Origin of the sequence: Variovorax paradoxus EPS (assembly GCF_000184745.1) — a bacterium.
GTDB lineage: Bacteria > Pseudomonadota > Gammaproteobacteria > Burkholderiales > Burkholderiaceae_C > Variovorax > Variovorax paradoxus_C.
This window is the reverse complement of sequence record NC_014931.1, coordinates 1,089,636-1,116,585: the sequence shown is the minus strand read 5'-3', so window position 1 is coordinate 1,116,585 and position 26,950 is coordinate 1,089,636. Positions and strand designations below refer to the sequence as shown.

The window sequence follows — 26,950 nt, the reverse complement described above, 5'->3', positions numbered from 1 at the left end:
AAATGCTCCTCGATTCGTCGTTCGGAAAAAAGAGCGCAGCTTAGCAACCGAAGGAAACAGCCGGCAAGTGACGAAAGTCCTAAGCCGTTCCACCTACCGTTAGACCGTCGATGCGCAGCGTGGGCTGCCCGACGCCGACCGGCACGCTCTGGCCTTCCTTGCCGCAGGTGCCCACGCCGGAATCGAGCGCCATGTCATTGCCGATCATGGTCACGCGGGTGAGCGCGTCGGGGCCGTTGCCCACGATGGTCGCGCCCTTGACCGGGTACTGGATCTTGCCGTTCTCGACCCAGAAGGCCTCGCTCGCCGAGAACACGAACTTGCCGCTCGTGATGTCGACCTGCCCGCCGCCGAAGTTGGTGGCGTAGAGGCCCTTCTTGATGCTGGCCACGATTTCCTGGGGGTCCTTGTCGCCGCCCAGCATGTAGGTGTTGGTCATGCGCGGCATCGGCACGTGGGCGTAGCTCTCGCGGCGGCCGTTGCCGGTGGGCTTGACCTTCATGAGGCGGGCGTTCATCGAATCCTGGATGTAGCCCTTGAGGATGCCGTCCTCGATCAGCACGTTGCGCTGGCTGGCGTTGCCCTCGTCGTCGACGTTGAGCGAGCCGCGGCGGTCGGCGATCGTGCCGTCGTCCAGCACAGTGACGCCCTTGGCCGCCACGCGCTGGCCGATGCGGCCCGAAAACGCGCTCGAGCCCTTGCGGTTGAAGTCGCCTTCCAGGCCGTGGCCGATGGCCTCGTGCAGCAGGATGCCGGGCCAGCCGGAGCCGAGCACCACAGTCATCTCGCCGGCCGGGGCCGGGCGGGCGTCGAGGTTGGTCAAGGCGGCCTTCACGGCCTGGTCGACGTATTCGGCGATCTTCTCGTCGTCGAAGTAGGCAAGGCCGAATCGCCCGCCGCCGCCGCCGGAGCCAACTTCGCGGCGGCCGTTCTGCTCGGCGATCACGGTGACCGACAGGCGCACCAGCGGGCGCACGTCGGCGGCCAGCGTGCCATCGGCGCGCGCCACGAGCACCACGTCGTATTCGCTCGCCAAGCCTGCCATGACTTGCGCCACGCGCGGATCGCGCGAGCGCGCCAGCTTCTCGGTCTTTTCGAGCAGCTTGACCTTGGCCGTGCTGTCGAGCGTGGAGATGGGGTCGACGCCGTTGTAGAGCGACCGGCTCGAGGCAATCTTGCGGGTCGGCGTCTTCACGCGGCCGGTGCGGCCGGCGGAGGAAATCGAACGGACCGTGCGGGCCGCATCGAGGAGCGAGGCTTCGGAAATGTCGTCCGAATAGGCGAATGCGGTTTTCTCGCCGCTGACCGCGCGCACGCCGACGCCCTGGTCGATGCTGAAGCTGCCGGTCTTGACGATGCCCTCTTCCAGGCTCCAGCCTTCGCTGCGCGTGTACTGGAAGTAGAGATCGGCGTCGTCCACCTTGTGCGAGGTGATCTCGGCGAGGGCCTTGCTCAGGTGCGATTCGTCGAGTCCGAACGGCGTGAGCAGGAGTTGTTGGGCTGTTGCCAGGCGCTCGATGGTGGGTTCGCGAGAGATCATGACTGCCATTCTAGGCAGCCACCCTCTTCCGCGCCGCCCCCAAGGGCACTCGGGCGCCTAGTTCTGCGCCAGCTTTCGGGCCCGGGCGATCGACATCAGGATGCCCAGCCCCAGCCCCAGCGTCACCATCGCCGTCCCGCCATAGCTGATGAACGGCAACGGCACCCCCACCACCGGCAGGATGCCGCTCACCATGCCCATGTTCACGAAGGCATACGTGAAGAAGATCATCGTGACCGCCCCCGCCAGCAGGCGCGAGAACAGGGTCGACGCACTGGTTGCGATGGCCAGCCCGCGGAAGATGAGAAGGATGAAGGCCGAGATCAGCGCCAGGTTGCCCACCAGCCCGAACTCCTCGGAATAGGCGGCGAAGATGAAGTCGGTGGTGCGCTCGGGAATGAATTCGAGGTGCGTCTGCGTACCCTGCATGAAGCCCTTGCCGCCGACGCCGCCCGAGCCGATGGCGATCATCCCCTGGATGATGTGGAAGCCCTTGCCCAGCGGGTCCTTGCTCGGGTCGAGCAGCGTGCACACGCGCTGCTTCTGGTAGTCGTGCAGCACCCGCCAGTCGACGCCGTCGGTGCACAGCTTCGATTCGAAGCTCACGATCAGCGTCACCGCGATGGCGCCGATCACCACCGGCGGCACGATCAGCTTCCAGGGCAGCCCGGCGAAGAAGATCACCGCCAGGCCCGCCGCCAGCACCAGGAGCGAGGTGCCCAGGTCGGGCTGCTTCATGATGAGCCCGACCGGCACCGCCAGCAGCACGGTGGCCACCACGAAATCGAGCGGCCGCAACTGGCCTTCGCGCCGCTGAAACCACCAGGCCAGCATCAGCGGCATGGCGATCTTGAGGATTTCACTGGGCTGGATCACCACGCCGATGTTGATCCAGCGCTGTGCGCCCTTCTTGGTGATGCCGAAGAGCGCCACCGCGATCAGGAGCGCCACGCCCGCCGCGTAGAGCGGCACCGCGAACATCATCAGCCGCTGCGGCGGCACCTGCGCCACCACGAACATGATGAAGCCGGCCAGCAGCATGTTGCGGCCATGGTCGACGAAGCGCGAGCCGTGGTCGTAGCCGGAGGAATACATGGTCAGCAGCCCGGCGAAGGCGAGCAGCAGCACGGCGAAGGCCAGAAAGCCGTCGAAGCCCTGGAAGATGGGCGCAATTCGACGCGCCAGGGAGGGCTGATTGAACACGGCAGACATGGGGGCGGATTATCCGCGCCCCGCATGTCCTTTCAGCCGAAAGCGAGCTGAACGACCGTGCGCCCCGGTCGGCTTTCGACCGCCAGGCGCGCGCCGATCGCGCCGGCGCGCTCCCACAGGGCCCTGGGAACCTGCGAGGCGTCGAAGCCGCGGCCGTTGTCGATCACCCGCAGCCGCACGGTGTCGCCCTGCATGTCGGCTTCGATCCGCAGCACGCTGGCCTGCGCGTGCTGCAGCACGTTGGAGATGGCCTCGAACAGCAGGAACTGCAGTTGCCGCATGGCGTGCGCATCGAGCAGCTGCACCGGCCCGACCTCCTCCACCGCCCATTCGAACTCGATGCCCGCCGCCACCAGCCGGGGTTCCAGCCGGTAGCGCAGCGCCGCCAGCAGGGCGCCGACATCGCCCGGCGGCAGGTGGATCGAGTCGATCGACAGCTTGAGCTGGTCGAGCGAATCGCGCAGCGTGCGCAGCAGTTCCTCCGAACTGGTCTGGCCCGACTGCAACTGCCGGATCGCCGAGCTGATGTGCGAGCCCACGCCGTCGTGCATGTCGCGCAGGATGCGCTCGCGCTCGTGGGTGCGCGCCTGGTCGCGTGCCACCTGTTCGAGCTCGGCATAGGTCAGCGCCAGTTCGCGCTCGCGTTGCGCGACCCGGTCGGCCAGCGCCGCGACCCATCCGCGCGCCTGCGTGCTCACCGCGTGAAAGCGCCGCAGCACAATCAGGAGCAGCGCGATGCCGAAGAAGATCGACGAATAGCGCACCCAGGTCGTCTCGCCGTAGGCGTCGCTCAGGCGGATCACCAGCCAGTCGCGCAGGCCGAAGGCCACCGTCACGAGCGCCGCGATGGCCACCAGCATCCGCTCGGTGCTCGGGTTGCGCACGGTCGCCACCACGAAGCCGCCCACGAAGACGCCGATGATCACGATCTCGACGGCCAGCCAGCCGGTGAGCCACACCGGTTGTTCGCGATGCAGCGCAAGCGCGCTCGCCACCACTGTGCCGGCGACGACCACGGCGAGCGGCCAGCGCAGCCATTGCAGGCGCGGATTCCGCGCCCACCCCGCGAGGTGATAGCAGAACATCATGGCCGAGGCCGCCCAGCCCGCGTAGCAGGCGGCCATCAGCACGCCCCAGGGAACCCAGGACAGCGGCGGCTCGGCGATCACGCCGTCTGCCACGCGGACCGCCCAGCAGAACTCGGCGAGCGCCGCCCAGAAATAGATGCCGTCGCGCCGCTGCCGCCCCACGGCGCCGGTGTCCACCTGCGTGAGCCAGAGCGCCAGCGCGATGCTGCCCACGATCAGGCTGAAGGCGGTCAGCAGCACCGAGCCGGTGAAGCGCCAGGCATAAGCGCTCTCGAAGAGCTCGGTGCGCACCGGCGTGGCGGGGCCGACGACGACGCGCGAGAGTCCCGCGCGCCGGGCGCTGTCGGCGCGCAGGCGGATCTGCAGGTGGTTCTCGCCGGCCGTCAGCAGGTGCCCCGGCACGGGCACATAGATGGGCGCCTTGGCGTAGTCGGCGTCATTGCCCACGCTCATGTCGCCGTAGACCTGCAGCAACGCCCCGTTGAGCTGCACCTCGAAGACGTTGCCGACGCGGGGAATGAAGATGCCCCAGGGCGTTGCCGGCGCGGCCGCGAGGGTGAAAGGCAGGTCGAAGCTCGCCAGGCCTGGCCGGCCGCGGTGCTGGCGGTCCCAGTGATAAGAAAGCTCGACCGGCCCGGTGCGGGTGATGCCGTCGACCGACGTCGTGATGGTGCCGTGGCGCAGCTCGATCGAGCCATCGGCCGCCTGGAGCGGCTCCGCCGACGCAGCCCCCATGCCGGCAGCGCCGATCACCAGCACCGCCAACCACAGCGAAAGCAGTGCGCCCAGCCTCGCCAGCATCCGTCCTCAGCCCGGGTGAGGCAGCAGGCCGAGGCGCGTGGCCTCGAAGACCGCCTCGCTCTTGGAGTGCACCGCGAGCTTGCCGTAGAGGTTCTTGATGTGGGTCTGCACCGTGTGCACGCTCAGGCCCTTGAGCCGCGCGATTTCTGCATACGAGAAGCCGCGGGCGATAAGCGTCAGCACCTCGTGCTCGCGCGCCGACAGCAGGCCGCGCTCGTTCTCGTCGAAGGCGGTCTCGGGTGCCGCGCCCGAAGCAGCCATGCCCGGCGCGAGGCTGGCCGATTGCAGGCTGCGGTACTTGGCCAGCACCCGCCGCGCGATCATCGGCGAGATCGGCGATGCACCAGCCTTCATCTCCACGATGGTCTGCGCGATGTCCTCGGGTGCGGCGTCCTTGTGGATGTAGCCCACCGCGCCGGCCTCGATGCTGGCGAGCACGTTCTCCTCGTCGCCGAAGACCGACACCACCAGCGGCTCGCAGCCGGGAAAGCGAGCGACGGCGTCGCGGATCACGTCCAGGCCGGTGCCATCGGGCATGCCGAGGTCGACCAGCAGCACGTCGGGAATCGTCGTGGTGCGCGCCAGCCAGCCCCGCGCCTCCTGCACCGTGCCCGCGCTGCCGAGCCAGAAAAGACGCGGGCTGCGCTGCACGCTGGCTTCGAAGAAGGCGCGTGCGCGGCTGTCGTCCTCGACCACCAAGACGCCCCAGCGGCGCAGCGTCCCGTCGTCCAGAGCCTCTGTATTCATGGGATGAAGCATAAGCCTCGGCGCCTTGCCGGACGCTGGACATGCATACCGCTTTCATGGGATGCGCACGGCGGATCGGGTCCCGAGAATTGGGCGTTTTCTTTTTCTTTTTGCCGCGGGTTCATCGCCGAGCGTGCGACGCCGGCAACGAGGAGCAGCCCATGAATACTTTCGAACTCAAGCCAGGCGAACGTCGCAGGGCCGAGGCCGATGGGACTTTCATGCGGTGTAAGTCGTTATGAGTTATCGCTTTCCCCAAGAGCCCCTCGCCGCAGGTTTTTTGAATGCCGCGAGCCGCTTTGCGGGCACGGACCTCATGCAGAATTACCTCGCCTCGGCCAGCGAGGTACGGCGTTCGCACCTTCCCGCCCTTCCCCCCATGGACCCGCAAACCACTCATCTGCTGTACCTGCACGGCTTCCGTTCCTCGCCCCGTTCGACCAAGGCGAGGCTCGTGGCGCAGCGCGTGGCGCAAGCGCATCCGAACCTGGAATGGTGGTGCCCGCAACTGCCGCCTTCGCCGCACGACGCCATCGACATGGTGATGAAGGGCATCGCGCACTGGCCGCGCAAGTCGATGGCCGTGATCGGCTCGTCGCTGGGCGGCTTCTACGCCACCTATGTCGCCGGCATGACGCGCTGCCGCGCGGTGCTGCTCAATCCGGCCGTGTACCCGGCGCGCGACCTCACGCGCTACATCGGCGACCAGACCGTCTGGCACGACCCGGCCGAGCATTTCTATTTCCGACCCGAGTACATCCACGAGCTGCGCGCCATGGAAGTCGGCTCGCTCACGCGGCCCGAGCGTGTCTTCGCGATCATCGCCAAGGGCGACGAAGCGCTCGACTGGCACGAGATGTCGGCGCGCTATCCAGACAGCAACATCAAGCTGCTGGAAGGCAGCGACCACGCGCTGTCGGATTTCGAGACGGCGCACCTGGACGACGTCATGGCGTTCATCAATCCAGTCTGAAGCCCAAAAACACCGCGGAACCGGCTTCGCCGGGCCGCAGGTGTTGCCCCCGGTAGGGGGAAGGAGGCCACACGAAGTGGGCAAGCCAGGGGAGAGCCGGTCTTTCGCCGTGGGAGAATCCGCGCCTATGTTTGTATTGTTTGAAGAAGCCGGCAAGTACCTCGGCGGCCGTGTCCTGTCGGAGGCCGAAGCCTCGGCGCAGGTCGAGCTCGAGACCGGCAAGCGCGTCAAGGTCAAGGGCGCCAACATCGTTCTGCGTTTCGAGAAACCGTCTCCTGCCGAGTTGATCGCCGAGGCGCGCTCGCTCGCCGCCGCGATGGACCTCGACCTGGCCTGGGAATTCGCAGCCGACGGCGAGTTCGGTTTTGCCGACCTGGCCGCCGACTATTTCAGTGACAAGCCCACGCTCGCCCAGCAGGCGGCCGCGCTGTTCGCCCTCTTCGAGGCGCCGCATTACTTCCGCCGTGCAGGCAAGGGGCGCTTCAAGAAGGCGCCGGCCGAAATCGTGCAGCAGGCGCTCGCCGCCATCGAGAAGAAAAAAGTCATTCAGGCGCAGATCGTTGAATGGGCCGGGCAGTTGGCCGAGGGCGTGTGCCCGCAGCCAATCCGCGAGCAGCTCTACAAGATCCTGTTCAAGCCCGACAAGAACGCCCCCGAATACAAGGCCGTGGTCGACGCCGCGCGCGCCACGCAGCGCCCGCCGCTCGATCTGCTGGAACGCGCCGGGGCGATCGATTCGCCCTACCAGTTCCACTGGCGCCGCTTCCTCTTCGAGAACTTCCCCAAGGGCCACGGCTTCCCCGCGCTCGCGGCACCGGCCATTGCGGACGACCTGCCTGTCGCCACCGGCGTCGAGGCCTTCTCGATCGACGATTCGCAGACCACCGAAATCGACGATGCACTGTCGGTGCAAGGCCTTGGCAGCGGCACCGTCACGGTCGGCATCCACATCGCTGCACCGGCCCTGGCACTCACGCCGGGCAGCGCCATCGACAACGTCGCGCGTGCGCGCATGTCGACGGTCTACATGCCGGGCTACAAGATCACGATGCTGCCCGACGAGGTGGTCAACACCTACACGCTGCTCGAAGGCGCCGACCGCCCGGCCGTGTCGCTCTACGCGCGATTCGACGAAGCCACGCTCGAACTGCAGGGCACCGAGACCAAGCTCGAACGCGTGCCGATCGTCGCCAACCTGCGCCACGACCAACTCGACGCCGTCGTCACGCAGCCCTGGCTCGAAGACGCCACGGTCACGAGCCCCGACACGCCCGAGGCCGCCGCGAACCTGCGCGCCCCGCTCTCCTTCCTGTTCCGCCTCGCCAAACAATTGAAGGCGCAACGCGAAGTGGTGCGCGGCAAGCCCGAGAACTTCAACCGGCCCGACTACAACTTCCGCCTCGTCGGCAACGACGGCAACGAACCCACCGGCAACGAGCAGGTGCAGATCACGACGCGCCAGCGCGGCGCGCCGCTCGACCTGATCGTCTCGGAAGCGATGATCCTGGCCAACAGCAGCTGGGGCGGCTGGCTCGGCGAACTCGGCGTGCCCGGGCTCTACCGCAGCCAGGCGAGCCTGGCGCCCGGCATCAAGGTGCGCATGGGCACGCGCGCGCTGCCGCATGCGGGCCTGGGCGTGAAGAGCTATGCGTGGAGCACCTCGCCGCTGCGCCGCTACACCGACCTGGTGAACCAGTGGCAGATCATCGCGGCCGCCCGCCACGGCAAGACCGCCGCGCTGGCCGCGCCCTTCAAGCCGAAGGACGCCGACCTGTTCTCGATCCTCTCGGGCTTCGACGCGGCCTATGCCACCTACAACGGCTACCAGGGCGGCATGGAGCGCTTCTGGACGCTCAAGTACCTGCAGCAGAACGGCATCACCGAGCTCGAAGCGACGGTCATCAAGGACATCCCCAACGGCGCGCTGGTGCGTGCCGATGCGTTGCCGCTGGTGTTCCCGGTCGCGGGCCAGCAGGAGCGCGGTGCGCGCCTGCGCGTGAAGCTCGGCGAGATCGACGAGATTGCGCTCGACGTGAGCGGCACCGTGCTCGAGCGCCTCGATGCACCGAAGGCCGATGCGTCGGCGGAAGACGAAAGCGGCGAGGATGAAGAAGAAGTCGCCGGCCCGATCGCCATTGCCGTCGATTTGAACGACAGCGAGGCCGCGCCGGAAAACACACCCGCACCTGCATGAACTCCGGCGAGACGTCTGGAGAAGTGCGCCCCCTGGAGGAGTTTCGAGAATGAACTTCAAGGACCTCAGCACGCTGCAGATTGCACTGGGCGTGTCGGTCATTGCGCATGCCGCGCTGCTGGCGGTGCGCTTCGTCGATCCCGAATCATTCAACCGCGCGTTCACTGACACGCCGCTCGAGGTGATCCTTGTCAACAGCAAGACCAAGGAGCGGCCCGACGCCAACGCCAAGCTGATGGCGCAGACCTCGCTCGCGGGCGGCGGCGACCTCGACAAGGGCCGCGCGACCAGCCCGCTGCCGCCGTCGAGCTTCACCGCGGTGGGCGATTCGTTCGAAGACGCGCGCAAACAGGTCGATGCCCTGCAGGCAGAGCAGATGCAGATGATCACGCAGCTCAAGCGCGATATCGCCGCCATGCCGGTGCGCGATCCGCGCAACGCGGGCGACCCGACGGAAGCCGCCGCGCAGGAAGAAAAGCGCCGCCAGATGGTCGAGCTGCTGGCCCAGATCGAGCGCCGGGTGAACGAAGAGAACTCGCGCCCCAAGAAGCGCTACGTCAGCCCGTCCACGCGCGAGGCTGCGTTCGCGGTGTACGTGGACACCATGCTGCGCCGCGTCGAGGCGCGCGCCGCGGAAAACTTCCCGGAGCTGGCCGGCAAGAAGCTGTACGGCGAACTCAAGATGACGTTGACCGTCAACTTCGACGGCAACGTGCTCGCCACCGTGGTCGACCAGAGCTCGGGCAACATCGCGCTCGACCGTCGGGCGCAGGCCATCGTTCGCAGCACCGGCAACTTCGGCAAGTTCACGAACGCGATGCGCCAGGAGCAGGCCGATCAGATGGTGATCCAGGGCACGTTCCGCTTCGCGCGCGACGGCACGATGGAAATCTCCCAATAAGCATCGATCGAGAAGGCTGCAGCGATGGACCTGTATTGCGTCATGGGCAACCCCGTCGAGCACAGCCGCTCGCCGCGCATCCATGCCCGCTTTGCCGAACTCTGCGGCCAGCAGATCGACTACGGCCGCCTGCTGATTCCGCTCGGCGCCTTCGCCGAAGGCATTGCCGCGTTCCGACGTGAAGCCGCCGAGCGCGGCGACAGTGCGCGCGGCTGCAACATCACCGTTCCATTCAAGTTCGAAGCCGCCGCCTTGGCGCAGCACACCAGCGAGCGCGCCCTGCTCGCGCAGGCGGTCAACACGCTGCGCTTCGGGGCCGACGGCAGCATCCACGCCGACAACACCGACGGCATCGGCCTCGTCAACGACATCGTTCGAAACGCGGGCGTGCCGCTGGCGGGCAAGGAGCTGCTGCTGATCGGCGCCGGTGGCGCCGCCGCTGGCGTGCTGGGTCCGCTGCTCGATGCGGGAGCTTCGCGCATCGTGGTCGCCAACCGCACCGTCGACAAGGCGGTTGCGGTGGTCCGGCGCCATGCGGCACTCGCGCTCGGCCACGGCGCCGCGCTCGAAGCCTGGGCGCTCGACGAAGTGCCGGGCAGTTTCGACGTGGTGGTCAACGCCACCGCCTCCAGCCTCGCGGGCGACGCAGTGCCGGTGAGCGCAAAGGTGCTGCGCCCCGGCGCGCTCGCCGTCGACATGATGTACGGCCCAGCGGCCGCAGGCTTCATGGCTTGGGCCAAGGCACACGGCGCCGTGCCGCGCGACGGGCTCGGCATGCTGGTCGAGCAGGCGGCCGAATCGTTCGATATCTGGCGCGGCGTGCGCCCGCCTTCGGCGCAGGTGCTGGGCGAGTTGCGCGCATCGCTCGCCGCCGGCCAATGAAAGCGGTGCTGCGCCTGATCGCCTGCCTCGCGGTGGCGGCTCTCGCGCTCGAACTCTTCTTCGTGGCGCGCATCGCGGCCATGGCGGTGATCGATCCGCAAAGCACCGCGTTCCAGCGCTCCGAGGCCTGGCAGGTCGCGATCCACAAGGGCAGCGAAGGCGGCTGGCGGCAAGAGTGGGTGCCTTACGCGCAGATCAACGACACGCTCAAGCGCGCCGTGATCGCAAGCGAGGATGCCGGCTTCGTCGATCACAACGGCGTGGAGTGGGAAGCCATCGAGCGCGCACGCCAACGCAATGCCAAGGCCGAAGAACTGGCCGCCAAACGCGCCGCCCGTGCCGTGGCACGCGGCAAGCCGGTGCAGCCGGTGCGCCTGCGCGGTGGCTCCACCATCACGCAGCAGCTCGCAAAGAACCTGCTGCTTTCGGGCGAACGCACGATGCTGCGCAAGGGCCAGGAGCTGGTGCTCGCGACGCTGCTGGAGGTTTTTCTCGACAAGCGCCGCATCCTCGAGCTCTACCTGAACAACGTCGAATGGGGCGAAGGCGTGTTCGGTGCCGAGGCCGCATCGCAGTACTACTTCAAAAAGCCCGCCTCGCGCCTGAGTGCCAACGAAGCTGCGCGGCTCGCGGTGATGCTGCCGAGCCCGAAGTTCTTCGAGCGCCGGCCCGGCTCGCCGTACCTCAGCGGACGGGCGTCGACGGTCGTGGCGCGGATGTCGTCGGCCGAGCTGCCCTGAGGCCGAGCTTGGTGCGCAGCGCTTCGAGCGCCAGCACGCCCGCGAAGCCGATCGTGTAGGCCAGCACGTCCCACCAGTCAGCCGTGCTGCCGAGCACGATGCGCAACGCGCGGTTCGGAATGTGCAGGTGCCACGCCGACGCAATGAACTGGCCCAACTCCACCGCATAGCCCACGCCCAGCGCGGCCAGTGCCAGCGGCAGCACGCGCGCCGCGATGACGGTCTTGAAGACGAAGTAGACCCACACCACCGCCAGCACATCGCCGAAGAAACTTCGGAGCCAGCCCCAGCGCGCGCCGACGGTGGCCAGCAACGCAAGAACAACGAACAGGGCCACCGCCCACGCCAGTGAAAGAGGATCGAATCGCCATCGCATGGCCCGTATCATCGCGCCCATATGCTGGCAAAGCTCACAGGTTGGTTGTTGTTGGGGTTCGTCCGGTTGCTCACGGGCGCGCAGGCGCGCTGGTACGGCTGTCCACCGAAGGCCGAGCAGCGCATCTATTTCGCCAACCACCAGAGCCACGCCGACCTCGTGATGATCTGGGCGGCGCTGCCCGAGGAACTGCGCAGCATCACGCGGCCGATCGCGGCGCGCGACTACTGGGCCAACACGCCGGTCAAGCGGTGGATCACGACGGAGGTGTTCAACGCGGTGTATGTGGAGCGTGCGGCCACGGCGCCTGCTGCAGCTGCTGCGCCTGAACCGATGCAGGCCGAGCCGGCTGTCGCTGCAGCGCCCGCCGAGCGCATCGAACCTTCGATGGAGCCGCTGCTGCCGGCCGAAGCGCCGCGTGCCGAGGTCGTGAACGAGCTGCAAGGCGAGCTCGACCTTCCAGCACCGGTGCCGCCCCCCGCGCCCATCGCCCCGCCGCCATTCGTTGCGGAGCCCTCGCCGCCGCCGGCCGAGCCCGCGCCGCCACCCACCGATCCCCTCGCGCCGCTCGTCGAGGCATTGCGCAGTGGCGACTCGATCATCATCTTTCCCGAAGGCACGCGAGGCCACACGGGCGAGCCGCAGAAGTTCAAGTCCGGCCTCTACACGCTCGCAACGATGTTCCCCGACGTGGTGCTCGTGCCGGCCTGGATCGACAACGTGCAGCGCGTCATGCCCAAGGGCGAGATCGTGCCGGTGCCCATTCTTTGCTCCGTTACCTTCGGCGCGCCGATCCGCGTCGAAGAGGGCGAAGAGCGCCGCTCCTTCCTGGATCGCGCGCGTGCCGCAGTGATCGCCTTGCGCGATATCTGACCCCATGAACCAGTTCCTGCGCAACCTCACCCCGACCCAGCAGGTCGCGGCGCTCTTCCTCATCATCTTCGGCCTGCTGATGATCATCAGCACCACCGCCTTCTTCCTCAGCTTCCGCGAAAAGCGCAACCCCGTACACGATGCCACCTGGCAGGCCGAGCTCGCGCATTACCGGGCGCTGCTGGGCACCACCTGGTTCATGGTGATCATCTTCTGGATCGGCTGGGCGCTCGGCGAAACCGTGGCCACGGTGCTGTTCGCGCTGATCTCGTTCTTCGCGCTGCGCGAATTCATCACGCTCTCGCCCACGCGGCGCGGCGACCACCGCAGCTTGATCCTCGCGTTCTTCGTGGTGCTGCCGATCCAGTTCTGGCTGGTGGCCACGGCGCACTTCGATCTCTTCACCGTGTTCATCCCGGTCTACGTGTTCCTCGCGATTCCGGTGGCGAGCGCGCTGGCCAATGATTCGAGCCAATTCCTCGAGCGCAACGCCAAGCTGCAGTGGGGGATCATGGTCTGCGTCTACGGCATGAGTCACGTGCCGGCGCTGCTCTTGCTGACTTTTCCGGGCTACGAGGGCAAGAGCGCCTTCCTCGTGTTCTTCCTGGTGTTCGTGGTGCAGACCTCGGTGCTGGTGCAGCACCTCATCTCGCGCCGCACGCAGCGCACGCCGTTCGCACCCAACGTGAGCCGCAGCTTCAACTGGACCAGTTGGGGCATCGGCATCGTGGTGGCGAGCCTGGTGGGCGCGCTGTTCTCGTTCATCACGCCGTTCAAGTTCGGGCAGGCGCTCGCGGTGTCGGTCATCGCCTGCATCGCAGGCTCGATGGGACACCTCGTGATGAAGGCGCTCAAGCGCGACCGCGGCATTCCGAACTGGGGCAAGAAGGGCGTGGGCGTGACCGGCGCGAACGGCCTTCTGGACCGCGTCGATGCGCTGTGCTTCGCGGCGCCGATCTTCTTTCACTCGATCCGCTGGTACTTCAACGCCTGACAGACATGCGCATCCTCGGCATCGACCCCGGCCTTCTCACCACCGGCTTCGGCGTGGTGGACGCGGACGGCCACGCGCTGCGCTATGTGGCCAGCGGCACCATCAGCACGCGGCACCTGGGCAGCGGCAACCTGCCGGCGCGCCTGAAGGTGCTGTTCGACGGCATTGCCGAAATCACCGCGCGCTACCAACCCGATGCGTCGGCGGTGGAAATCATCTTCGTGAACGTCAACCCGCAGTCGACGCTGCTGCTGGGACAGGCGCGCGGCGCCTGCGTGACCTCTCTGGTGAACAGCAACCTCACGGTGGCCGAGTACACCGCGCTGCAGATGAAGAAGGCAGTCGCAGGCCATGGCCAGGCGGCCAAAGCGCAGGTGCAGGAGATGGTGAAGCGGTTGCTCGACCTGCCGGGGCTGCCCGGCGCCGATGCGGCCGATGCGCTGGGCATCGCGATCACGCATGCGCAAGTGGGCCGTTCGATGGCGCGGCTGGCCGAAGCCGCCGAGCTGTCGAAGACCCATGCCGGCACCTACCGGCAAGGGCGTTCGCGCTAAGCCCGGCAGAAGGAAGAAGGCCTAGGCCACGCGCTCCGCGATCAGCACCGCGAAGAAGCCGAAGGCAGCGAGCAGCGTCCACTTGAGCACGATCCAGCCGACGCGCCGGTACTTCACCTGGCCGGTGCCCGCATAGAAAGCGAAGGACACGCCCGCCACCAGCAGAAGCAGCAGGATGGCCCAGCGGAAGAGAAGCATCGCTCGGAAAGGCGCCGGCCTACCAGGCCCGCGCCACTTCGCCGAAGCCGCGCGGTGCGCGCTTCTCGTCGTCGAAGGTCACGACCTCGTAGGCGTCGCTGTTCGCCAGCAGTTCGCGCAGCAGCTTGTTGTTGAGCGCATGGCCCGAGCGGAACGCGGTGTAGGCCGCGAGCAGCGGCTTGCCGATGATGTAGAGGTCGCCCATCGCATCGAGGATCTTGTGCTTCACGAACTCGTCGTCGTAGCGCAGCCCGCCGGCATTGAGCACCTTGGTGTCGTCCATCACGATGGCGTTGTCGAGACCGCCGCCCAGGGCCAAGCCCTTGCTGCGCATGTACTCGACCTCTTTCGTGAAGCCGAAGGTGCGCGCACGTGCGATGTCGCGGCTGTACGAATCGGTGCCGAGGTCGAACTCCACGCGCTGGCCGGTGGAATTGACCACGCGATGATCGAAGTCGATCTCGAAGCTCAGCTTGTAGCCGTGGTACGGCTCCAGGCTCGCCCACTTCTCGTTGGCGCCCTCGCCTTCGCGCACCTCGACCTTGCGGGTCACGCGGATGAAGCGGCGCGGCGCCTTCTGCAGTTCGATGCCCGCGCTTTGCAGCAGGAACACGAAAGACGAAGCCGACCCGTCGAGGATCGGCACTTCGTCGGCCGTGATGTCGATGTAGAGGTTGTCGATGCCGAGGCCCGCGCAGGCCGACATCAGATGCTCGACCGTCTGCACCTTCGCGCCGCCGGTCGAGACCGTGGAGGCGAGGCGAGTGTCGGTGACCGCTTCGGCGGTCATTCGGATTTCAGCAGGCTCGGGCAGATCGACGCGGCGGAACACGATGCCCGTGTCGGCCGGGGCCGGTCGCAGGGTCAGTTCCACGCGTTGCCCGCTGTGAAGCCCCACGCCCACGGCGCGGCTGATCGACTTGAGGGTTCGTTGTTGCAGCACGCCGGGGATTTTAGGCGCGCCACGCGCGTGGCGGCCTAATCCCCTCGCTATGGCAGCGATAGACATCGGTTCTATGCAATCCCGGCAATGGACGCAAAGGGCACGAAGTGAACGCAGCGCCTAGAGCAGCGGAAGTCCCTTTCAGGTCTTCCCTGTACCCCTTGCGAACCTTCGTGCCCTGAGCGTCCCGTTGAGTCACTTCGCGAAACACCGCGGAACCGGCTTTGCCGGGCCGCTGATGTTGCCCCCGGTAGGGGTTGGCGAAGCGACACGAAGTGCGCGCAGCCTGGGGGTGAGCCCGGTTAATCGGCCTGACGGCGCAGGAATGCAGGAATTTCGAAGTCGTCCATGCCGCCCGACGACAGTGCATCCACCTTGGCCGCGGCCATCGTGCGGTTGGTGCGCCACACGCTGGGAACTGCCATGCCGTCGTAGTTCGGCTGGCTGCCACCGCTGGTGTGGCCGACGCCGCCCATGGTGGGCACGTTGAACGGGATGTTGTCGGTGCCGGTGCGAATGACTTCCAGCGTAGGTGCCTGGCGGCGTGCATCCGCGCGCGAGAGGCCCGTGGCCACCACGGTCACGCGCATCTCGTCGCCCAGGGCTTCGTCGTAGGCAGCGCCGTAGATCACGTGCGCATCGGGCGAGGCGTAGGCGCGGATGGTGTTCATCGCGAGCTTCGACTCGTTCAGCTTCAGCGAACCCTTCGATGCCGTCACCAGCACCAGCACGCCCTTGGCGCCCGAGAGGTCGATGCCTTCGAGCAGCGGGCAGGCCACGGCCTGCTCGGCGGCGATGCGCGCGCGGTCGGGACCGGCAGCCGCGGCGGTGCCCATCATGGCCTTGCCCGGTTCGCCCATCACGGTGCGCACGTCTTCGAAGTCGACGTTCACGCCGCCGTACTCGTTGATGATTTCCGAGATGCCGCCCACGGCGTTCTTGAGCACATCGTTGGCGTGCGCGAAGGCTTCGTCCTGGGTGATGTCTTCACCGAGCACGTCGAGCAGCTTCTCGTTGAGCACCACGATCAGCGAATCGACGTTGGCTTCGAGTTCGGCCAGGCCGTCGTCCGCGTTCTTCATGCGGCGGCCGCCTTCCCAGTCGAAGGGCTTGGTCACCACACCCACGGTGAGGATGCCCATTTCCTTGGCCACGCGCGCGATCACCGGCGCGGCGCCGGTGCCCGTGCCGCCGCCCATGCCGGCGGTGATGAACAGCATGTGCGCGCCGTCGATCGCCGCGCGGATTTCGTCCACGGCGGCTTCGGCGGCTTCACGGCCCTTGTCGGGCTTGCTGCCGGCACCCAGGCCGCTGGTGCCCAGCTGGATGATCTTGTTCGCGTTGCTGCGGGTCAGCGCCTGTGCGTCAGTGTTCGCGCAAACGAACTGCACGCCCTGCACACCACGCTCCATCATGTGGGCGACCGCATTGCCGCCACCGCCGCCGACACCGATCACCTTGATCTGCGTGCCCTGATTGAATTCTTCGACTTCGATCATTTCGATGGTCATTTCTAACTCCTTGAATATTGCAGTTGCCGTTATGTATCTATGAATAATTCTTTTGCCGTGACGTGTTCAACGAGAGCGTCGTCACGATGGTGGACCTGTTCGTCGCCATCGCTCGTTGAAATGCAACGGCGGACTGCCGCGAGCGAGCCAGAGTGGGGAGTGGTTCATGGTCAGAAGTTCCCCACGATGAAGTCCTTGAAACGTCCGAACGCAGTCTTTACCGACCCGTTCTTTTGCGCGACCTTGAAGCCGCGCATGCGTGCGAAGCGCGCCTCTTCGAGCAGGCCCATGACAGTAGCCGCGCGAGGCTGCGCGACCATGTCGGACAACGCGCTGGAATACTTCGGGATGCCGCGGCGCACGGGCTTGAGGAAGATGTCTTCGCCCAGCTCGACCATGCCCGGCATCACCGCACTGCCGCCGGTGAGCACCACGCCCGAAGAGAGCACCTCTTCGTAGCCCGACTCACGCACCACCTGCTGCACCAGCGAGAAGATCTCCTCGATGCGCGGCTCGATCACGCCGGCCAGCGCCTGCTTGCTCAGCATGCGCGGACCGCGGTCGCCCAGACCCGGCACTTCCACCTGCTGGTCGGGGTCGGCCAGCAGTTGCTTCGCATAGCCGCTCTCGACCTTGATGTCTTCCGCGTCCTTGGTGGGCGTGCGCAGCGCCATCGCGATGTCGCTCGTGATGAGGTCGCCCGCGATCGGAATCACCGCCGTGTGGCGAATCGCGCCATTGGTGAAGATCGCCACGTCGGTCGTGCCCGCGCCGATGTCCACCAGCACCACGCCCAGTTCGCGTTCGTCTTCCGTGAGCACCGCCTGGCTCGAGGCCAGCGGGTTCAGCATCAGCTGGTCGACCTCCAGGCCGCAGCGGCGCACGCACTTGATGATGTTCTCGGCCGCGCTCTGCGCACCGGTCACGATGTGCACCTTGGCTTCGAGCCGCATGCCGCTCATGCCGATCGGCTCCTTCACGTCCTGGCCGTCGATCACGAACTCCTGCGGCTCCACCAGCAGCAAGCGCTGGTCGCTCGAGATGTTGATCGCGCGCGCGGTCTCCACCACGCGGGCCACGTCGGCGGGCGTCACTTCCTTGTCCTTCACCGCCACCATGCCGCTGGAATTGATGCCGCGGATGTGGCTGCCGGTGATGCCGGTGTAGACGCGGCTGATCTTGCAGTCGGCCATCAGCTCGGCCTCTTTCAGCGCCTGCTGGATGCTCTGCACCGTGGCGTCGATGTTCACCACCACGCCGCGCTTCAGGCCATTGCTCGGCGCGATGCCGAGCCCGGCGAGCTTGAGCTCGCCGCCGGGCAGCACCTCGGCCACGACCACCATCACCTTGGCGGTGCCGATGTCCAGGCCTACGACCAGGTCTTTGTATTCTTTGGGCATTGAAATATGTCCTCGATTTCTCGCTGTGCGCTACTTGATTCTTCTTGGGGTCTCGGGCGAGACCGTGGTGACGCCGCGCAGCCTCAATGCATACGCGTCGTTGTGGCGCAGATCGGCGCCTTCGACATCGGCCACCGTGCGGTGGTATTGGCCCGCGACCTGGGTCACGGTCTTCAGGAAGCGCTGCAGCCTGGCCGACACCTCTTCGCTCTGCCCGCGCCCGAGTTCGATCCGCGCGCCGCTGTCCAGCACCACCCTCCAGCTGCCCCGGCTGGACAGCGTGAGCTCGTCGATGCCGAAGTCGTAGGGCTGGAACTGCGGCGCCAGCACGCGGTACATGCCCAGCACCTGCCCGGCCTGCTCGATCGGGCCGTCCAGGCGCGGTAGGTCCTCGTCCACCTCGGCCACGTTGGCTTCGAACACATCGCCGAAGCCGTTGATGAGCTTCGACCCCGCCTCGTCGCCCCAGCTGGCCACCGGCACCTGCTCGGTCAGCGACACGCGCAGCTTGTTCGGAAACTCGCGCCGCACCACCGCGCTGCGCACCCACGGCACCGCTTCGAAGGCGGTGCGCGCACGCGCGAGGTCGATGGTGAAGAAGTTGCCCGAGAGCTGCGGCGCCACGTTGGCGCGCAGCGTGACCGCGTTGTTGTGCGTCACTTCGCCGTCCACCTTGATACCCGCGAGCGGGAAGAAAGGCTGGCGCAGCACCCACCACGCGCCCGCCGCCAGCAGCATGAGCGCCACCGCGACGAACGCGAGGTTCGCCACGATGTTCATGAGCTTGACGTCGAACGGCGCCTGGATGCTGTCGGCCATGGCTATTGCGCGCCTCCCTTGGCATCCAGCGAAGCGGAGGCCAGCACGCGCAGGCACAGCTCTTCGTAGGGAATGCCCGCCGCACGCGCCGACATCGGCACCAGCGAATGGCTGGTCATGCCGGGCGAGGTGTTCATCTCGAGCAGGAAGGGCTTGCGGTCGCTGGCGCGGATCATCACGTCGGCGCGGCCCCAGCCGCGGCAGCCGAGCGTGTGGTACGCGGCCAGCGTGATGCGCTGGATCTCGTGCTCCTCGTCCGCCGGCAACCCGCTCGGGCACTTGTATTGCACGACGTCGGTGAAATACTTGTTCTGGTAGTCGTAGGCGCCTTCGGGCGCGGCGATGCGCACCACCGGGAGCGCGCGCGCATCGAGCCCCTGGCCGAGCACGGCGCAGGTCACCTCCTCGCCCTCGATGAACTCCTCGCAGAGCACATCGGCGTCGTATTTCGCCGAGAGCGTGACCGCGTCCTGCATCTGTGAATAGCCTTCGACCTTCGTCACGCCGATGGACGAACCCTCGCGCGGTGGCTTCACGATCAGCGGCAGGCCGAGCACGTCGGGCACCACCATGATCTGCTCGCGGCTCTGCTGGTCGAAAGCCAGGCGCACGTACTTGGGCGTCGGCAGGCCGTCGGCCTGCCAGATGCGCTTGGTCATGACCTTGTCCATCGCCACGCTCGAGGCCATGACGCCCGAGCCGGTGTAGGGAATGCCGAGCAGCTCGAGCGCGCCCTGCACCGTGCCGTCTTCGCCATGGCGGCCGTGCAGCACGACGAAGCAGCGCGCAAAGCCTTCGCGCTTGAGCTCGACCAGGTCGCGCTCGGACGGATCGAAGGCGTGCGCATCGACGCCGCGCGAACGCAGCGCCTCGAGCACGCCGGTGCCCGACATCATCGAGACCTCGCGTTCCGCGGAACTGCCGCCAAACAGCACGGCGACCTTGCCGAAAAGTTTTGGATCCTGAAGGCTCACGATGCCCTCCCCTTGCGCGAGCCGCGCTCCGAAGTTGTTGACGATGGCGCAGTGGCTGCGGCAGCCGCTGCGGGTGCGGCCGCGCCGCCGAGTTCGACCACCTTGCCCGGCACCGCGCCGATGGAACCGGCGCCCATGGAAAGCACGACGTCGCCCGGCCGGGCGTTGTCCAGCACCGCCTGCGGCATGGCCGCGATGTCGTCGACGAACACCGGCTCCACCTTGCCGGCCACGCGCAGCGCGCGCGCCAGCGTGCGGCCGTCGGCGGCCACGATGGGCGCCTCGCCCGCGGCATAGACCTCGCCGAGCAGCACCGAATCGGCCGTGCCGATGACCTTCACGAAGTCCTCGAAGCAGTCGCGCGTGCGGGTGTAGCGGTGCGGCTGGAAAGCCAGCACCAGCCGGCGGCCCGGGAACGCGCCGCGTGCGGCGGCGATCGTGGCCGCCATCTCGACCGGGTGATGGCCGTAGTCGTCGATCACGGTGAAGCTGCCCGTGCCGCCCGGCACGCTCACCTCGCCGTAGCTCTGGAAGCGGCGGCCCACGCCCTTGAAGCCGGCGAGGCCTCGCTGCACCGCCTCGTCGGGAATGCCGAGCTCGACCGCCACCGCGATCACCGACAGCGCATTGCGCACGTTGTGCTCGCCCGGCAGGTTCAGCACGATGGGCAGGTCGGGCAGCGTCACGCCGTTGCGGCGCTGCGCGGTGAAATGCATCTGGCCGCCGACCGCGCGCACGTCGACGGCGCGCACCTGGGCGTCCTCGCCGAAGCCGTAGCTTGTGACCGGGCAGGTGACCTGGGCCACGATGTCGCGCACCGCCGCGTCGTCGGTGCAGAGAATGGCCACGCCGTAGAACGGCATGCGGTGCAGGAAGTCGACGAATGCTTTCTTCAGCTTCGCGAAGTCGTGCCCGTAGGTCTCCATGTGGTCGGCATCGATGTTCGTGACCACCGCCATCACGGGCAGCAGGTTCAGGAACGAGGCGTCCGACTCGTCGGCCTCGACGACGATGTAGTCGCCGCTGCCGAGCTGCGCATTCGCGCCTGCGCTGTTCAGGCGCCCGCCGATCACGAAGGTCGGATCGAGCCCTGCCGCGTCGAGCACGCTCGCCACGAGGCTGGTGGTGGTGGTCTTGCCGTGCGTGCCCGCGATCGCGATGCCCTGCTTCAGGCGCATCAGCTCGGCCAGCATCAGCGCGCGCGGCACGACCGGAATGCGCTTCTCGCGCGCGGCCAGTACTTCGGGATTGTCCGACTGCACGGCAGTGGAAGTGACGACCGCGTCCGCGCCCTCGATGTGCGCGGCCGCATGGCCCACGAAGGTGCCGATGCCCAGGCCCGCGAGCCGGCGCAGCGTGGCGCTGTCGGACAGGTCGGAGCCGGTGATCCTGTAGCCCAGGTTGAGCAGCACCTCGGCGATGCCGCTCATGCCCGAGCCGCCGACGCCGACGAAATGGATGTGGCGAATGGCGTGCTTCATTTGGCAAGCTCCTCGCAGGCGCGGACGACGGCTTCCACAGCCTCTGTCTTCTGCATGGTCTTTGCCTTCGCGGCCTTCTCGATCAGCGCGGTGCGCTCGGTGTTCTGTAGCAAATCAGCCAGCAATTCAGGTGTGAGGTCGGCCTGCTGCACCAGCCAGCCGCCGCCCGCGTCCACGAGGAAGCGCGCGTTGGTGGTCTGGTGGTCGTCGACCGCCGAGGGGAAAGGCACGAACAGCGCTGCTGCGCCGACGGCCGCGATTTCTGTGACGGTGCTGGCACCGGCGCGCGCGACGATGATGTCCGCGTCCGCATAGGCCTGCGCCGTGTCTTCGATGAACGGCGTGAGCTCGCCTTCGACACCCGCCGCCGTGTAGTTGGCGCGCAGTTCGTCGATCTGCTTGGTGCCGCTCTGGTGCAGCACCTGCGGACGCGTTTCGGGTGCGATACGCGCCAGCGCCTGCGGCACCACGGTGTTGAGGCCGCGTGCGCCGAGGCTGCCGCCCACCACGAGCAGCTTGAGCGGACCGGTTCGGCCCGCGAAGCGCGAGGCCGGATCGGGCTGCGAGGTGAACGCCGCGCGCAGCGGATTGCCCACCCACTGCGCCTTCTTCAGCACATTCGGGAAGGCGGTGAACACACGGTCGGCCACGCCCGCCAGCACCTTGTTGGCGAGGCCCGCGACCGAGTTCTGCTCGTGCAGCACCAGCGGCTTGTTGAGCAGCACGCCCATCATTCCGCCCGGAAAGGTGATGTAGCCGCCCAGGCCCACCAGCACGTCGGGCTTCACGCGGCGCACCACGCGAAAGCTCTGCCAGAAAGCGCGCAGCAGTTTCAACGGCAGCAGGAACAGCGTGAGCGGGCCCTTGCCGCGCACGCCGCCGAACTGCACCGGCTCGAACGCGAAGCCACGCGGCGGCACGAGCTTTTCTTCCATGCCGCCGGGCGCGCCCAGCCAGTGCACGCGCCAGCCGCGCTCGCGCAATGCCTCGGCCACGGCGAGGCCCGGGAAGATGTGGCCGCCGGTGCCGCCGGCCATGACGAGTGCGGTCCTGCCGGTCATACGCGGCCTCCGCGCATGAGGACTCGGTTTTCGTAATCGATGCGCAGCACGATCGCCAGCGCGATCATGTTCATCAGGATGGCCGAACCGCCGAAGCTCATCAGCGGCAAGGTCAGGCCCTTGGTCGGCAGTGCACCGAGGTTCACGCCCATGTTGATGAAGGTCTGGAAGCCGAGCCACACGCCCACGCCTTGCGCGACCAGGCCCGAAAACACGCGGTCCAGCGCAATGGCCTGGCGGCCGATGTGCATGACGCGGCGGGTCAGCCAGAGGAAGAGGCCGATGATCAGCAGCACGCCGACCAGGCCGAATTCCTCGCCGATCACGGCGAGCAGGAAGTCGGTGTGCGCCTCGGGCAGCCAGTGCAGCTTCTCGACGCTGCCGCCCAGGCCGACGCCGAAGATCTCGCCGCGCCCGATGGCGATCAGCGAGTGCGAGAGCTGGTAGCCCTTTCCGAGCGCGTGCTCCTCGCTCCACGGATCGAGGTACGCGAAGATCCGCTCGCGGCGCCAGGGGCTGCTCGCCACGATGGTGCCGAAGGCCACCACCACGAGCGCGGCGATCACGAAGAACATGCGCGCGTTCACGCCGCCCAGGAAGAGGATGCCCATGGCGATCACCGCGATCACCATGAACGCGCCCATGTCGGGCTCGGCCATCACCAGCATGCCGACCACCACCACCGCAATGCCCATCGGCAGCACGGCGCGAAAGAACCGCTCCTTGATCTCCATCTTGCGCACCATGTAGCTGGCGGCATAGAGCACCATCGCCACCTTCGCGAGCTCGGAAGGCTGGAAGCGCATGAAGCCCATCGGCAGCCAGCGCCGAGCGCCGTTCACGCTGATGCCGATGTGCGGAATCAGCACCGCCACCAGGAGGAGCAGCGAGACGACGAACAGCCAGGGCGCGGCGCGCTCCCAGGTCTTCATCGGGATCTGGAAGGCCAGCAGCGCGGCGATGAACGCGAATGCCACTGACGCGGCATGCCGCGTCAGGAAAAACGAGGCGCCATAGCCGGCACGCGCGAAGCGCGGGTTGTCGGGCAGCGCGATGGACGCGGAATACACCATCACCAGGCCCCAGGTCAGGAGCGCCACGGTGACCCACACCAGCGCCTGGTCGAAGCCCAGCACGCGCATCGGCGTGGCCTTGGTCTGCGCGATGCCGGCCCCGCCCAGCCGCACCGGCAGGTGCACGGGCAGCGAATCGATGCCGCTGCGGGCGCGCCTGAACCAGCCACCGAAGCGGCTGGTGCGAGTGTTGGGCGTGGCGCCTGCAGCAGCGGAGTTCACAGCGTTTCCTCCGGGAACGAACCGTCGGTCGACATGCCGCGCGGGTTGTCCGCGAGCGCCTGGACGACCTCGCGGAACACTTCCGCGCGGTGCTCGTAATCCTTGAACATGTCGAAGCTCGCACAGGCCGGTGACAGCAGCACGGCATCGCCGGGGTTGGCGCGCGCGGCGGCCAGCTTCACGGCCTCGTCCATCGAGGCGGCATGCATCAGCGAGACGCCGGTGTTCGCCAGCGCGGCCTCGATCAGCGGCGCGTCGCGGCCGATCAGCACGACGGCGCGCGCGTGCTGCGCGACGGGTGCGGCGAGCGGTTCGAAGTCCTGCCCCTTGCCTTCGCCGCCGAGGATGACAACCACGCGGCGGTCTTCGCCCAGGCCGTTCAGCGCCGCGACCGTCGCGCCGACGTTGGTGCCCTTGCTGTCGTCGAAGTACTCGACGTCGTCGATCAGCGCGATCGGCTCCACGCGGTGCGGCTCGCCGCGGTATTCGCGCAGGCCGTAGAGCATCGGGCCCAGCGGGCAGTCGGCGGCGGTGGCGAGCGCGAGCGCGGCCAGCGCGTTCATGGCGTTGTGACGGCCGCGGATGCGCAGTGCGTCGGCAGGCATCAGGCGCTGGAAGAAGATTTCTTCTTCGACCACCGCGCCACGCTTGCGCTTCTGCGTTTCGTCGGCCTCCAGTGCGCGCACCAGCCAGCCGATGCCGTTGATGCGCTCGATGCCGTAGTCGCCCGGGCGCAGCGGCATCGCGCTGCCGAAAGTGACGTGCGTGCGGATCTGCGGACGCTGCAGCTTCACCCGGACGGGCGGCGGCAGCATGGCCATCACGCCTGCGTCGTCGCGGTTGAGGATCATCAGACCCTTCGCACCGAAGATGCGCGCCTTCGCCGCCGCATAGGCCGGCATGTCGCCGTGCCAGTCGAGGTGGTCCTGCGTGAGGTTGAGCACGGTCGCGGCGGTCGGCTCGAAGCCCTGCACGCCGTCGAGCTGGAAGCTGGAGAGTTCGAGCACCCACACGTCGGGCAGCGTCTCGGCATCGATGTGCGCGGCCAGCGTGTCGAGCAGCGTCGGGCCGATGTTGCCGGCGACAGCCACGCTCTTGCCCGCGCGCTCGACCAGTTGGCCGGTGAGCGCGGTGACGGTGGTCTTGCCGTTGGTGCCGGTCACGGCGAGCACCGCGGGGGTGTAGCCCTTGGGGGCCGGCGGTTCCTCGATCGGCACCAGGGGCAGTTGGGCGGTCGGCTCTTCTTCCACGGCGGCGGAGGCCGGGTTGGTGGCGGAGAGTTCGGCGATCTTGGCGACGAAGTCGGCGGCCTCGCGGGCGGCCGTGGGGACGTAGGGCTTGCCGGTGGCGGGCAGGCGGGAACCGGTGGCGGGTGCGACTGCTGGCGCCGGTGCCGTCGCGTCGGGTGCAGCATCGGTGACCTCCGCGGCCGGGGCGCCTTCGTCCACGGGCGGCGTGACCGGAACGCTCAGCGAAGGATCACGCGGCATGGCCTCGGCCATCGCGGGGGTTGCGGGTTCAGGTGCTGCTTCGGTTGCTTCGGTGCTTTCCGTCGCGGCGACGGGCTCGACGGTTTGCGCTGGCACTTCCGCCGTCTCGACGGCTTCCGGCACTTCGGTTGCCTCGACAGTCGCAGCCGCTTCGGCCTCGACCTGCTCGGTCACTGCATGCACCTCTTCCGGTTCCGGTGCGGCCGGCACTTCGGCCGCTTCGACGGGCGGGGCTTCCGCCGGCTCGACGGTCAACGTCAGCTCGGCTTGGGCCGCTTCAGGCACCACGGGTTCCGCAGGCGCTTCGGCAACTGGTTCGGTCACAGCTTCCGGCTCGGTCTCGGCGACTTCCGCCACCGGCACTTCGACCGTCCGCAAATCGAGCAATGCGCGCGCGAAGAGGTCCAGCTCGCCTCCAACCGTCAGCCCCACGGCCTTCGCCGCATCGATGACCGGCGCAATGGTCGCGGGCGACAGGCCCGGCGAGCGGTACACAGCGCGAATCGGCGTGCCTTCGACCAGTGCGGCCGAGAACGGCCCGCCGATGAAGGTCGCATCCGGCAACTCCGCCCGCAGCGTCGCGAGCGCGGCGGGCGCCTCGCGCGTGTCCGCCACGGTCACGACCGCACCGTGCCGCGCGCACCAGCGCGTCATCGCCAGCCCGGACGCACCGAGGCCGAGGATGAGGACGGGGAGGTCTTTCAGATGGCGCATCTGTTTCTTCTCACCGCAGCTTCAGCGTCGAAAGACCCACGAGGCACAAAAGCATCGTGATGATCCAGAAGCGCACCACGACCTGCGTCTCGCGCCAGCCGCTCTTCTCGAAATGGTGGTGCAACGGCGCCATCTTCAGCACGCGGCGACCTTCGCCGTAGCGCTTCTTCGTGTACTTGAAGTACATGACCTGCGCCATCACCGAGATCGCCTCGACCACGAAGATGCCGCCCATGATGAAGAACACGATCTCCTGGCGCACGATGACCGCGATGGTGCCCAGCGCGCCGCCGAGCGCGAGCGCGCCCACGTCGCCCATGAACACTTGGGCCGGGTGCGTGTTGAACCAGAGGAACGCGAGGCCCGCGCCAGCCATCGCCGAGCAGAACACCAGCAGTTCGCCCGAACCAGGGATATTGGGGAACAGCAGGTACTTGGAATACACCGCGCTGCCCGTGACATAGGCGAACACGCCCAGCGCCGAGCCCACCATCACCACCGGCATGATCGCGAGGCCGTCGAGCCCGTCAGTGAGGTTCACCGCGTTGCTAGCGCCCACGATCACGAGGTAGGTGAGGATCACGAAGCCGATGCCGCCGAGCGGGTAGCTCACTTCCTTGAAGAAGGGCACCAAGAGGTTGATCTTGGGCGGAAAGTCGAGGTCGAACCCCGATTGCACCCATGCGAAGAACAGCTGCAGCACGCGCCAGTTGGAGCTCTCGGAAATGCTGAAGAGCAGGTAGAAGCCCGCGAGCAGGCCGACCACCGATTGCCAGAAATACTTCTCGCGCGAGCGCATGCCCTCGGGGTCCTTGCGCACCACCTTGCGCCAGTCGTCGACCCAGCCGATGGCGCCGAAGCCCATCGTCACCCACAGCACGATCCACACGAAGCGGTTCGAGATGTCGAACCACAGCAGCGTGGCAAAAGCGATCGCGAACAGCACCAGCACGCCGCCCATGGTGGGCGTGCCGCTCTTGGTGAGGTGCGTTTCCATGCCGTAGCCGCGCACCGGCTGGCCGATCTTGAGCGCGGCGAGGCGGCGGATCACGTACGGGCCGGCCACCAGGCCGACCAGCAGCGCGGTCACCGCGGCCATCAGCGCGCGGAAGGTGAGGTACTGGAAAACGCGCAAAAACCCGAACTCGGGCGAAAGCGTCTGCAGCCATTGGGCAAGGCTCAGCAGCAT

The 26,950-nt window shown here is 67.4% G+C and carries 24 protein-coding genes; 8 read left to right on the top strand and 16 right to left on the bottom strand.

What is annotated here, in order from left to right; genetic code table 11:
• Nucleotides 1-79: 79 nt before the first annotated feature.
• Genes tldD through VARPA_RS04965 form a run of 4 tightly spaced genes read right to left on the bottom strand, consistent with a single transcriptional unit; the run spans nucleotide 80 to nucleotide 5,400 of the window.
• Nucleotides 80-1,540, bottom strand: a complete 1,461-nt coding sequence (gene tldD / locus VARPA_RS04980) for a metalloprotease TldD (protein ID WP_041942779.1) — start codon at nucleotides 1,538-1,540, stop codon at nucleotides 80-82.
• A gap of 57 nt (nucleotides 1,541-1,597) precedes the next feature.
• On the bottom strand, nucleotides 1,598-2,752 hold the full coding sequence (gene rodA, locus VARPA_RS04975) for a rod shape-determining protein RodA (protein ID WP_013539461.1): 1,155 nt from the start codon (nucleotides 2,750-2,752) through the stop codon (nucleotides 1,598-1,600).
• Nucleotides 2,753-2,784: 32 nt separating this feature from the next.
• Nucleotides 2,785-4,641 (bottom strand): ATP-binding protein, encoded by a 1,857-nt coding sequence (locus tag VARPA_RS04970; RefSeq protein ID WP_013539460.1) that lies wholly within the window; start codon nucleotides 4,639-4,641, stop codon nucleotides 2,785-2,787.
• Between the two features lie 6 nt (nucleotides 4,642-4,647).
• On the bottom strand, nucleotides 4,648-5,400 hold the full coding sequence (locus tag VARPA_RS04965) for a response regulator transcription factor (RefSeq protein WP_013539459.1): 753 nt from the start codon (nucleotides 5,398-5,400) through the stop codon (nucleotides 4,648-4,650).
• 367 nt (nucleotides 5,401-5,767) lie between these two features.
• On the opposite strand from VARPA_RS04965, the gene VARPA_RS04960 reads away from it, so the two are divergent.
• From VARPA_RS04960 to mtgA, 5 genes are all read left to right on the top strand, one after another.
• On the top strand, nucleotides 5,768-6,361 hold the full coding sequence (locus tag VARPA_RS04960; RefSeq protein WP_041943323.1) for a YqiA/YcfP family alpha/beta fold hydrolase: 594 nt from the start codon (nucleotides 5,768-5,770) through the stop codon (nucleotides 6,359-6,361).
• A gap of 127 nt (nucleotides 6,362-6,488) precedes the next feature.
• Complete coding sequence (locus VARPA_RS04955) at nucleotides 6,489-8,555, top strand: ribonuclease catalytic domain-containing protein (RefSeq protein ID WP_013539457.1); 2,067 nt, start codon at nucleotides 6,489-6,491, stop codon at nucleotides 8,553-8,555.
• A gap of 49 nt (nucleotides 8,556-8,604) precedes the next feature.
• Nucleotides 8,605-9,456 (top strand): energy transducer TonB, encoded by an 852-nt coding sequence (locus VARPA_RS04950; protein WP_013539456.1) that lies wholly within the window; start codon nucleotides 8,605-8,607, stop codon nucleotides 9,454-9,456.
• 24 nt (nucleotides 9,457-9,480) lie between these two features.
• Nucleotides 9,481-10,338 carry a shikimate dehydrogenase gene (aroE, locus tag VARPA_RS04945; protein WP_013539455.1) on the top strand — a complete coding sequence of 286 codons (858 nt, stop codon included), beginning with the start codon at nucleotides 9,481-9,483 and terminating at the stop codon, nucleotides 10,336-10,338.
• The gene (gene mtgA, locus VARPA_RS04940; RefSeq protein ID WP_013539454.1) at nucleotides 10,335-11,078 is read left to right on the top strand and encodes a monofunctional biosynthetic peptidoglycan transglycosylase; all 744 of its coding nucleotides are present in this window, start codon (nucleotides 10,335-10,337) and stop codon (nucleotides 11,076-11,078) included. Before aroE ends, mtgA begins: the two co-directional genes overlap by 4 nt.
• Here mtgA and VARPA_RS04935 read toward each other — a convergent pair.
• Nucleotides 11,023-11,466: a DUF2809 domain-containing protein gene (locus VARPA_RS04935; protein WP_041943322.1), complete on the bottom strand. Its 444-nt coding sequence runs from the start codon at nucleotides 11,464-11,466 to the stop codon at nucleotides 11,023-11,025. The two genes, mtgA and VARPA_RS04935, sit on opposite strands and share 56 nt — an antisense overlap.
• A gap of 9 nt (nucleotides 11,467-11,475) precedes the next feature.
• Between VARPA_RS04935 and VARPA_RS04930 the strand changes: the two genes are divergently transcribed.
• Genes VARPA_RS04930 through ruvC form a run of 3 tightly spaced genes read left to right on the top strand, consistent with a single transcriptional unit; the run spans nucleotide 11,476 to nucleotide 13,875 of the window.
• Nucleotides 11,476-12,327, top strand: a complete 852-nt coding sequence (locus tag VARPA_RS04930) for a lysophospholipid acyltransferase family protein (RefSeq protein WP_013539452.1) — start codon at nucleotides 11,476-11,478, stop codon at nucleotides 12,325-12,327.
• A gap of 4 nt (nucleotides 12,328-12,331) precedes the next feature.
• Nucleotides 12,332-13,321 carry a phosphatidate cytidylyltransferase gene (locus VARPA_RS04925; protein ID WP_013539451.1) on the top strand — a complete coding sequence of 330 codons (990 nt, stop codon included), beginning with the start codon at nucleotides 12,332-12,334 and terminating at the stop codon, nucleotides 13,319-13,321.
• Between the two features lie 5 nt (nucleotides 13,322-13,326).
• Nucleotides 13,327-13,875, top strand: a complete 549-nt coding sequence (gene ruvC, locus VARPA_RS04920) for a crossover junction endodeoxyribonuclease RuvC (RefSeq protein WP_013539450.1) — start codon at nucleotides 13,327-13,329, stop codon at nucleotides 13,873-13,875.
• Between the two features lie 21 nt (nucleotides 13,876-13,896).
• On the opposite strand, the gene VARPA_RS31310 is transcribed toward ruvC, so the two are convergent.
• From VARPA_RS31310 to mraY, 11 genes are all read right to left on the bottom strand, one after another.
• A complete protein-coding gene (locus VARPA_RS31310; RefSeq protein ID WP_013539449.1) occupies nucleotides 13,897-14,073 on the bottom strand; it encodes a hypothetical protein in 177 nt (58 codons plus the stop codon).
• A 19-nt stretch (nucleotides 14,074-14,092) separates the two neighbouring features.
• Entirely contained in the window at nucleotides 14,093-15,016 is a 924-nt protein-coding gene (gene lpxC, locus VARPA_RS04915; RefSeq protein WP_041942778.1) for a UDP-3-O-acyl-N-acetylglucosamine deacetylase, read from the bottom strand.
• A gap of 302 nt (nucleotides 15,017-15,318) precedes the next feature.
• On the bottom strand, nucleotides 15,319-16,527 hold the full coding sequence (gene ftsZ, locus VARPA_RS04910) for a cell division protein FtsZ (protein ID WP_013539447.1): 1,209 nt from the start codon (nucleotides 16,525-16,527) through the stop codon (nucleotides 15,319-15,321).
• A gap of 170 nt (nucleotides 16,528-16,697) precedes the next feature.
• A complete protein-coding gene (gene ftsA / locus VARPA_RS04905) occupies nucleotides 16,698-17,927 on the bottom strand; it encodes a cell division protein FtsA (protein WP_013539446.1) in 1,230 nt (409 codons plus the stop codon).
• 30 nt (nucleotides 17,928-17,957) lie between these two features.
• The gene (locus VARPA_RS04900) at nucleotides 17,958-18,746 is read right to left on the bottom strand and encodes a cell division protein FtsQ/DivIB (protein ID WP_013539445.1); all 789 of its coding nucleotides are present in this window, start codon (nucleotides 18,744-18,746) and stop codon (nucleotides 17,958-17,960) included.
• Between the two features lie 2 nt (nucleotides 18,747-18,748).
• Nucleotides 18,749-19,720, bottom strand: coding sequence for a D-alanine--D-alanine ligase (locus tag VARPA_RS04895; RefSeq protein ID WP_013539444.1), 972 nt, complete (start codon nucleotides 19,718-19,720; stop codon nucleotides 18,749-18,751).
• Nucleotides 19,717-21,201: a UDP-N-acetylmuramate--L-alanine ligase gene (murC, locus tag VARPA_RS04890; protein ID WP_013539443.1), complete on the bottom strand. Its 1,485-nt coding sequence runs from the start codon at nucleotides 21,199-21,201 to the stop codon at nucleotides 19,717-19,719. The genes VARPA_RS04895 and murC overlap by 4 nt, the downstream gene beginning before the upstream one ends.
• On the bottom strand, nucleotides 21,198-22,262 hold the full coding sequence (gene murG, locus VARPA_RS04885; protein WP_013539442.1) for an undecaprenyldiphospho-muramoylpentapeptide beta-N-acetylglucosaminyltransferase: 1,065 nt from the start codon (nucleotides 22,260-22,262) through the stop codon (nucleotides 21,198-21,200). Before murG ends, murC begins: the two co-directional genes overlap by 4 nt.
• Nucleotides 22,259-23,557 (bottom strand): putative lipid II flippase FtsW, encoded by a 1,299-nt coding sequence (ftsW, locus tag VARPA_RS04880; protein ID WP_013539441.1) that lies wholly within the window; start codon nucleotides 23,555-23,557, stop codon nucleotides 22,259-22,261. The genes murG and ftsW overlap by 4 nt, the downstream gene beginning before the upstream one ends.
• The gene (murD, locus tag VARPA_RS04875; protein ID WP_013539440.1) at nucleotides 23,554-25,761 is read right to left on the bottom strand and encodes a UDP-N-acetylmuramoyl-L-alanine--D-glutamate ligase; all 2,208 of its coding nucleotides are present in this window, start codon (nucleotides 25,759-25,761) and stop codon (nucleotides 23,554-23,556) included. Before murD ends, ftsW begins: the two co-directional genes overlap by 4 nt.
• A 10-nt stretch (nucleotides 25,762-25,771) precedes the next feature.
• Nucleotides 25,772-26,950: a phospho-N-acetylmuramoyl-pentapeptide-transferase gene (gene mraY / locus VARPA_RS04870; RefSeq protein ID WP_013539439.1), complete on the bottom strand. Its 1,179-nt coding sequence runs from the start codon at nucleotides 26,948-26,950 to the stop codon at nucleotides 25,772-25,774.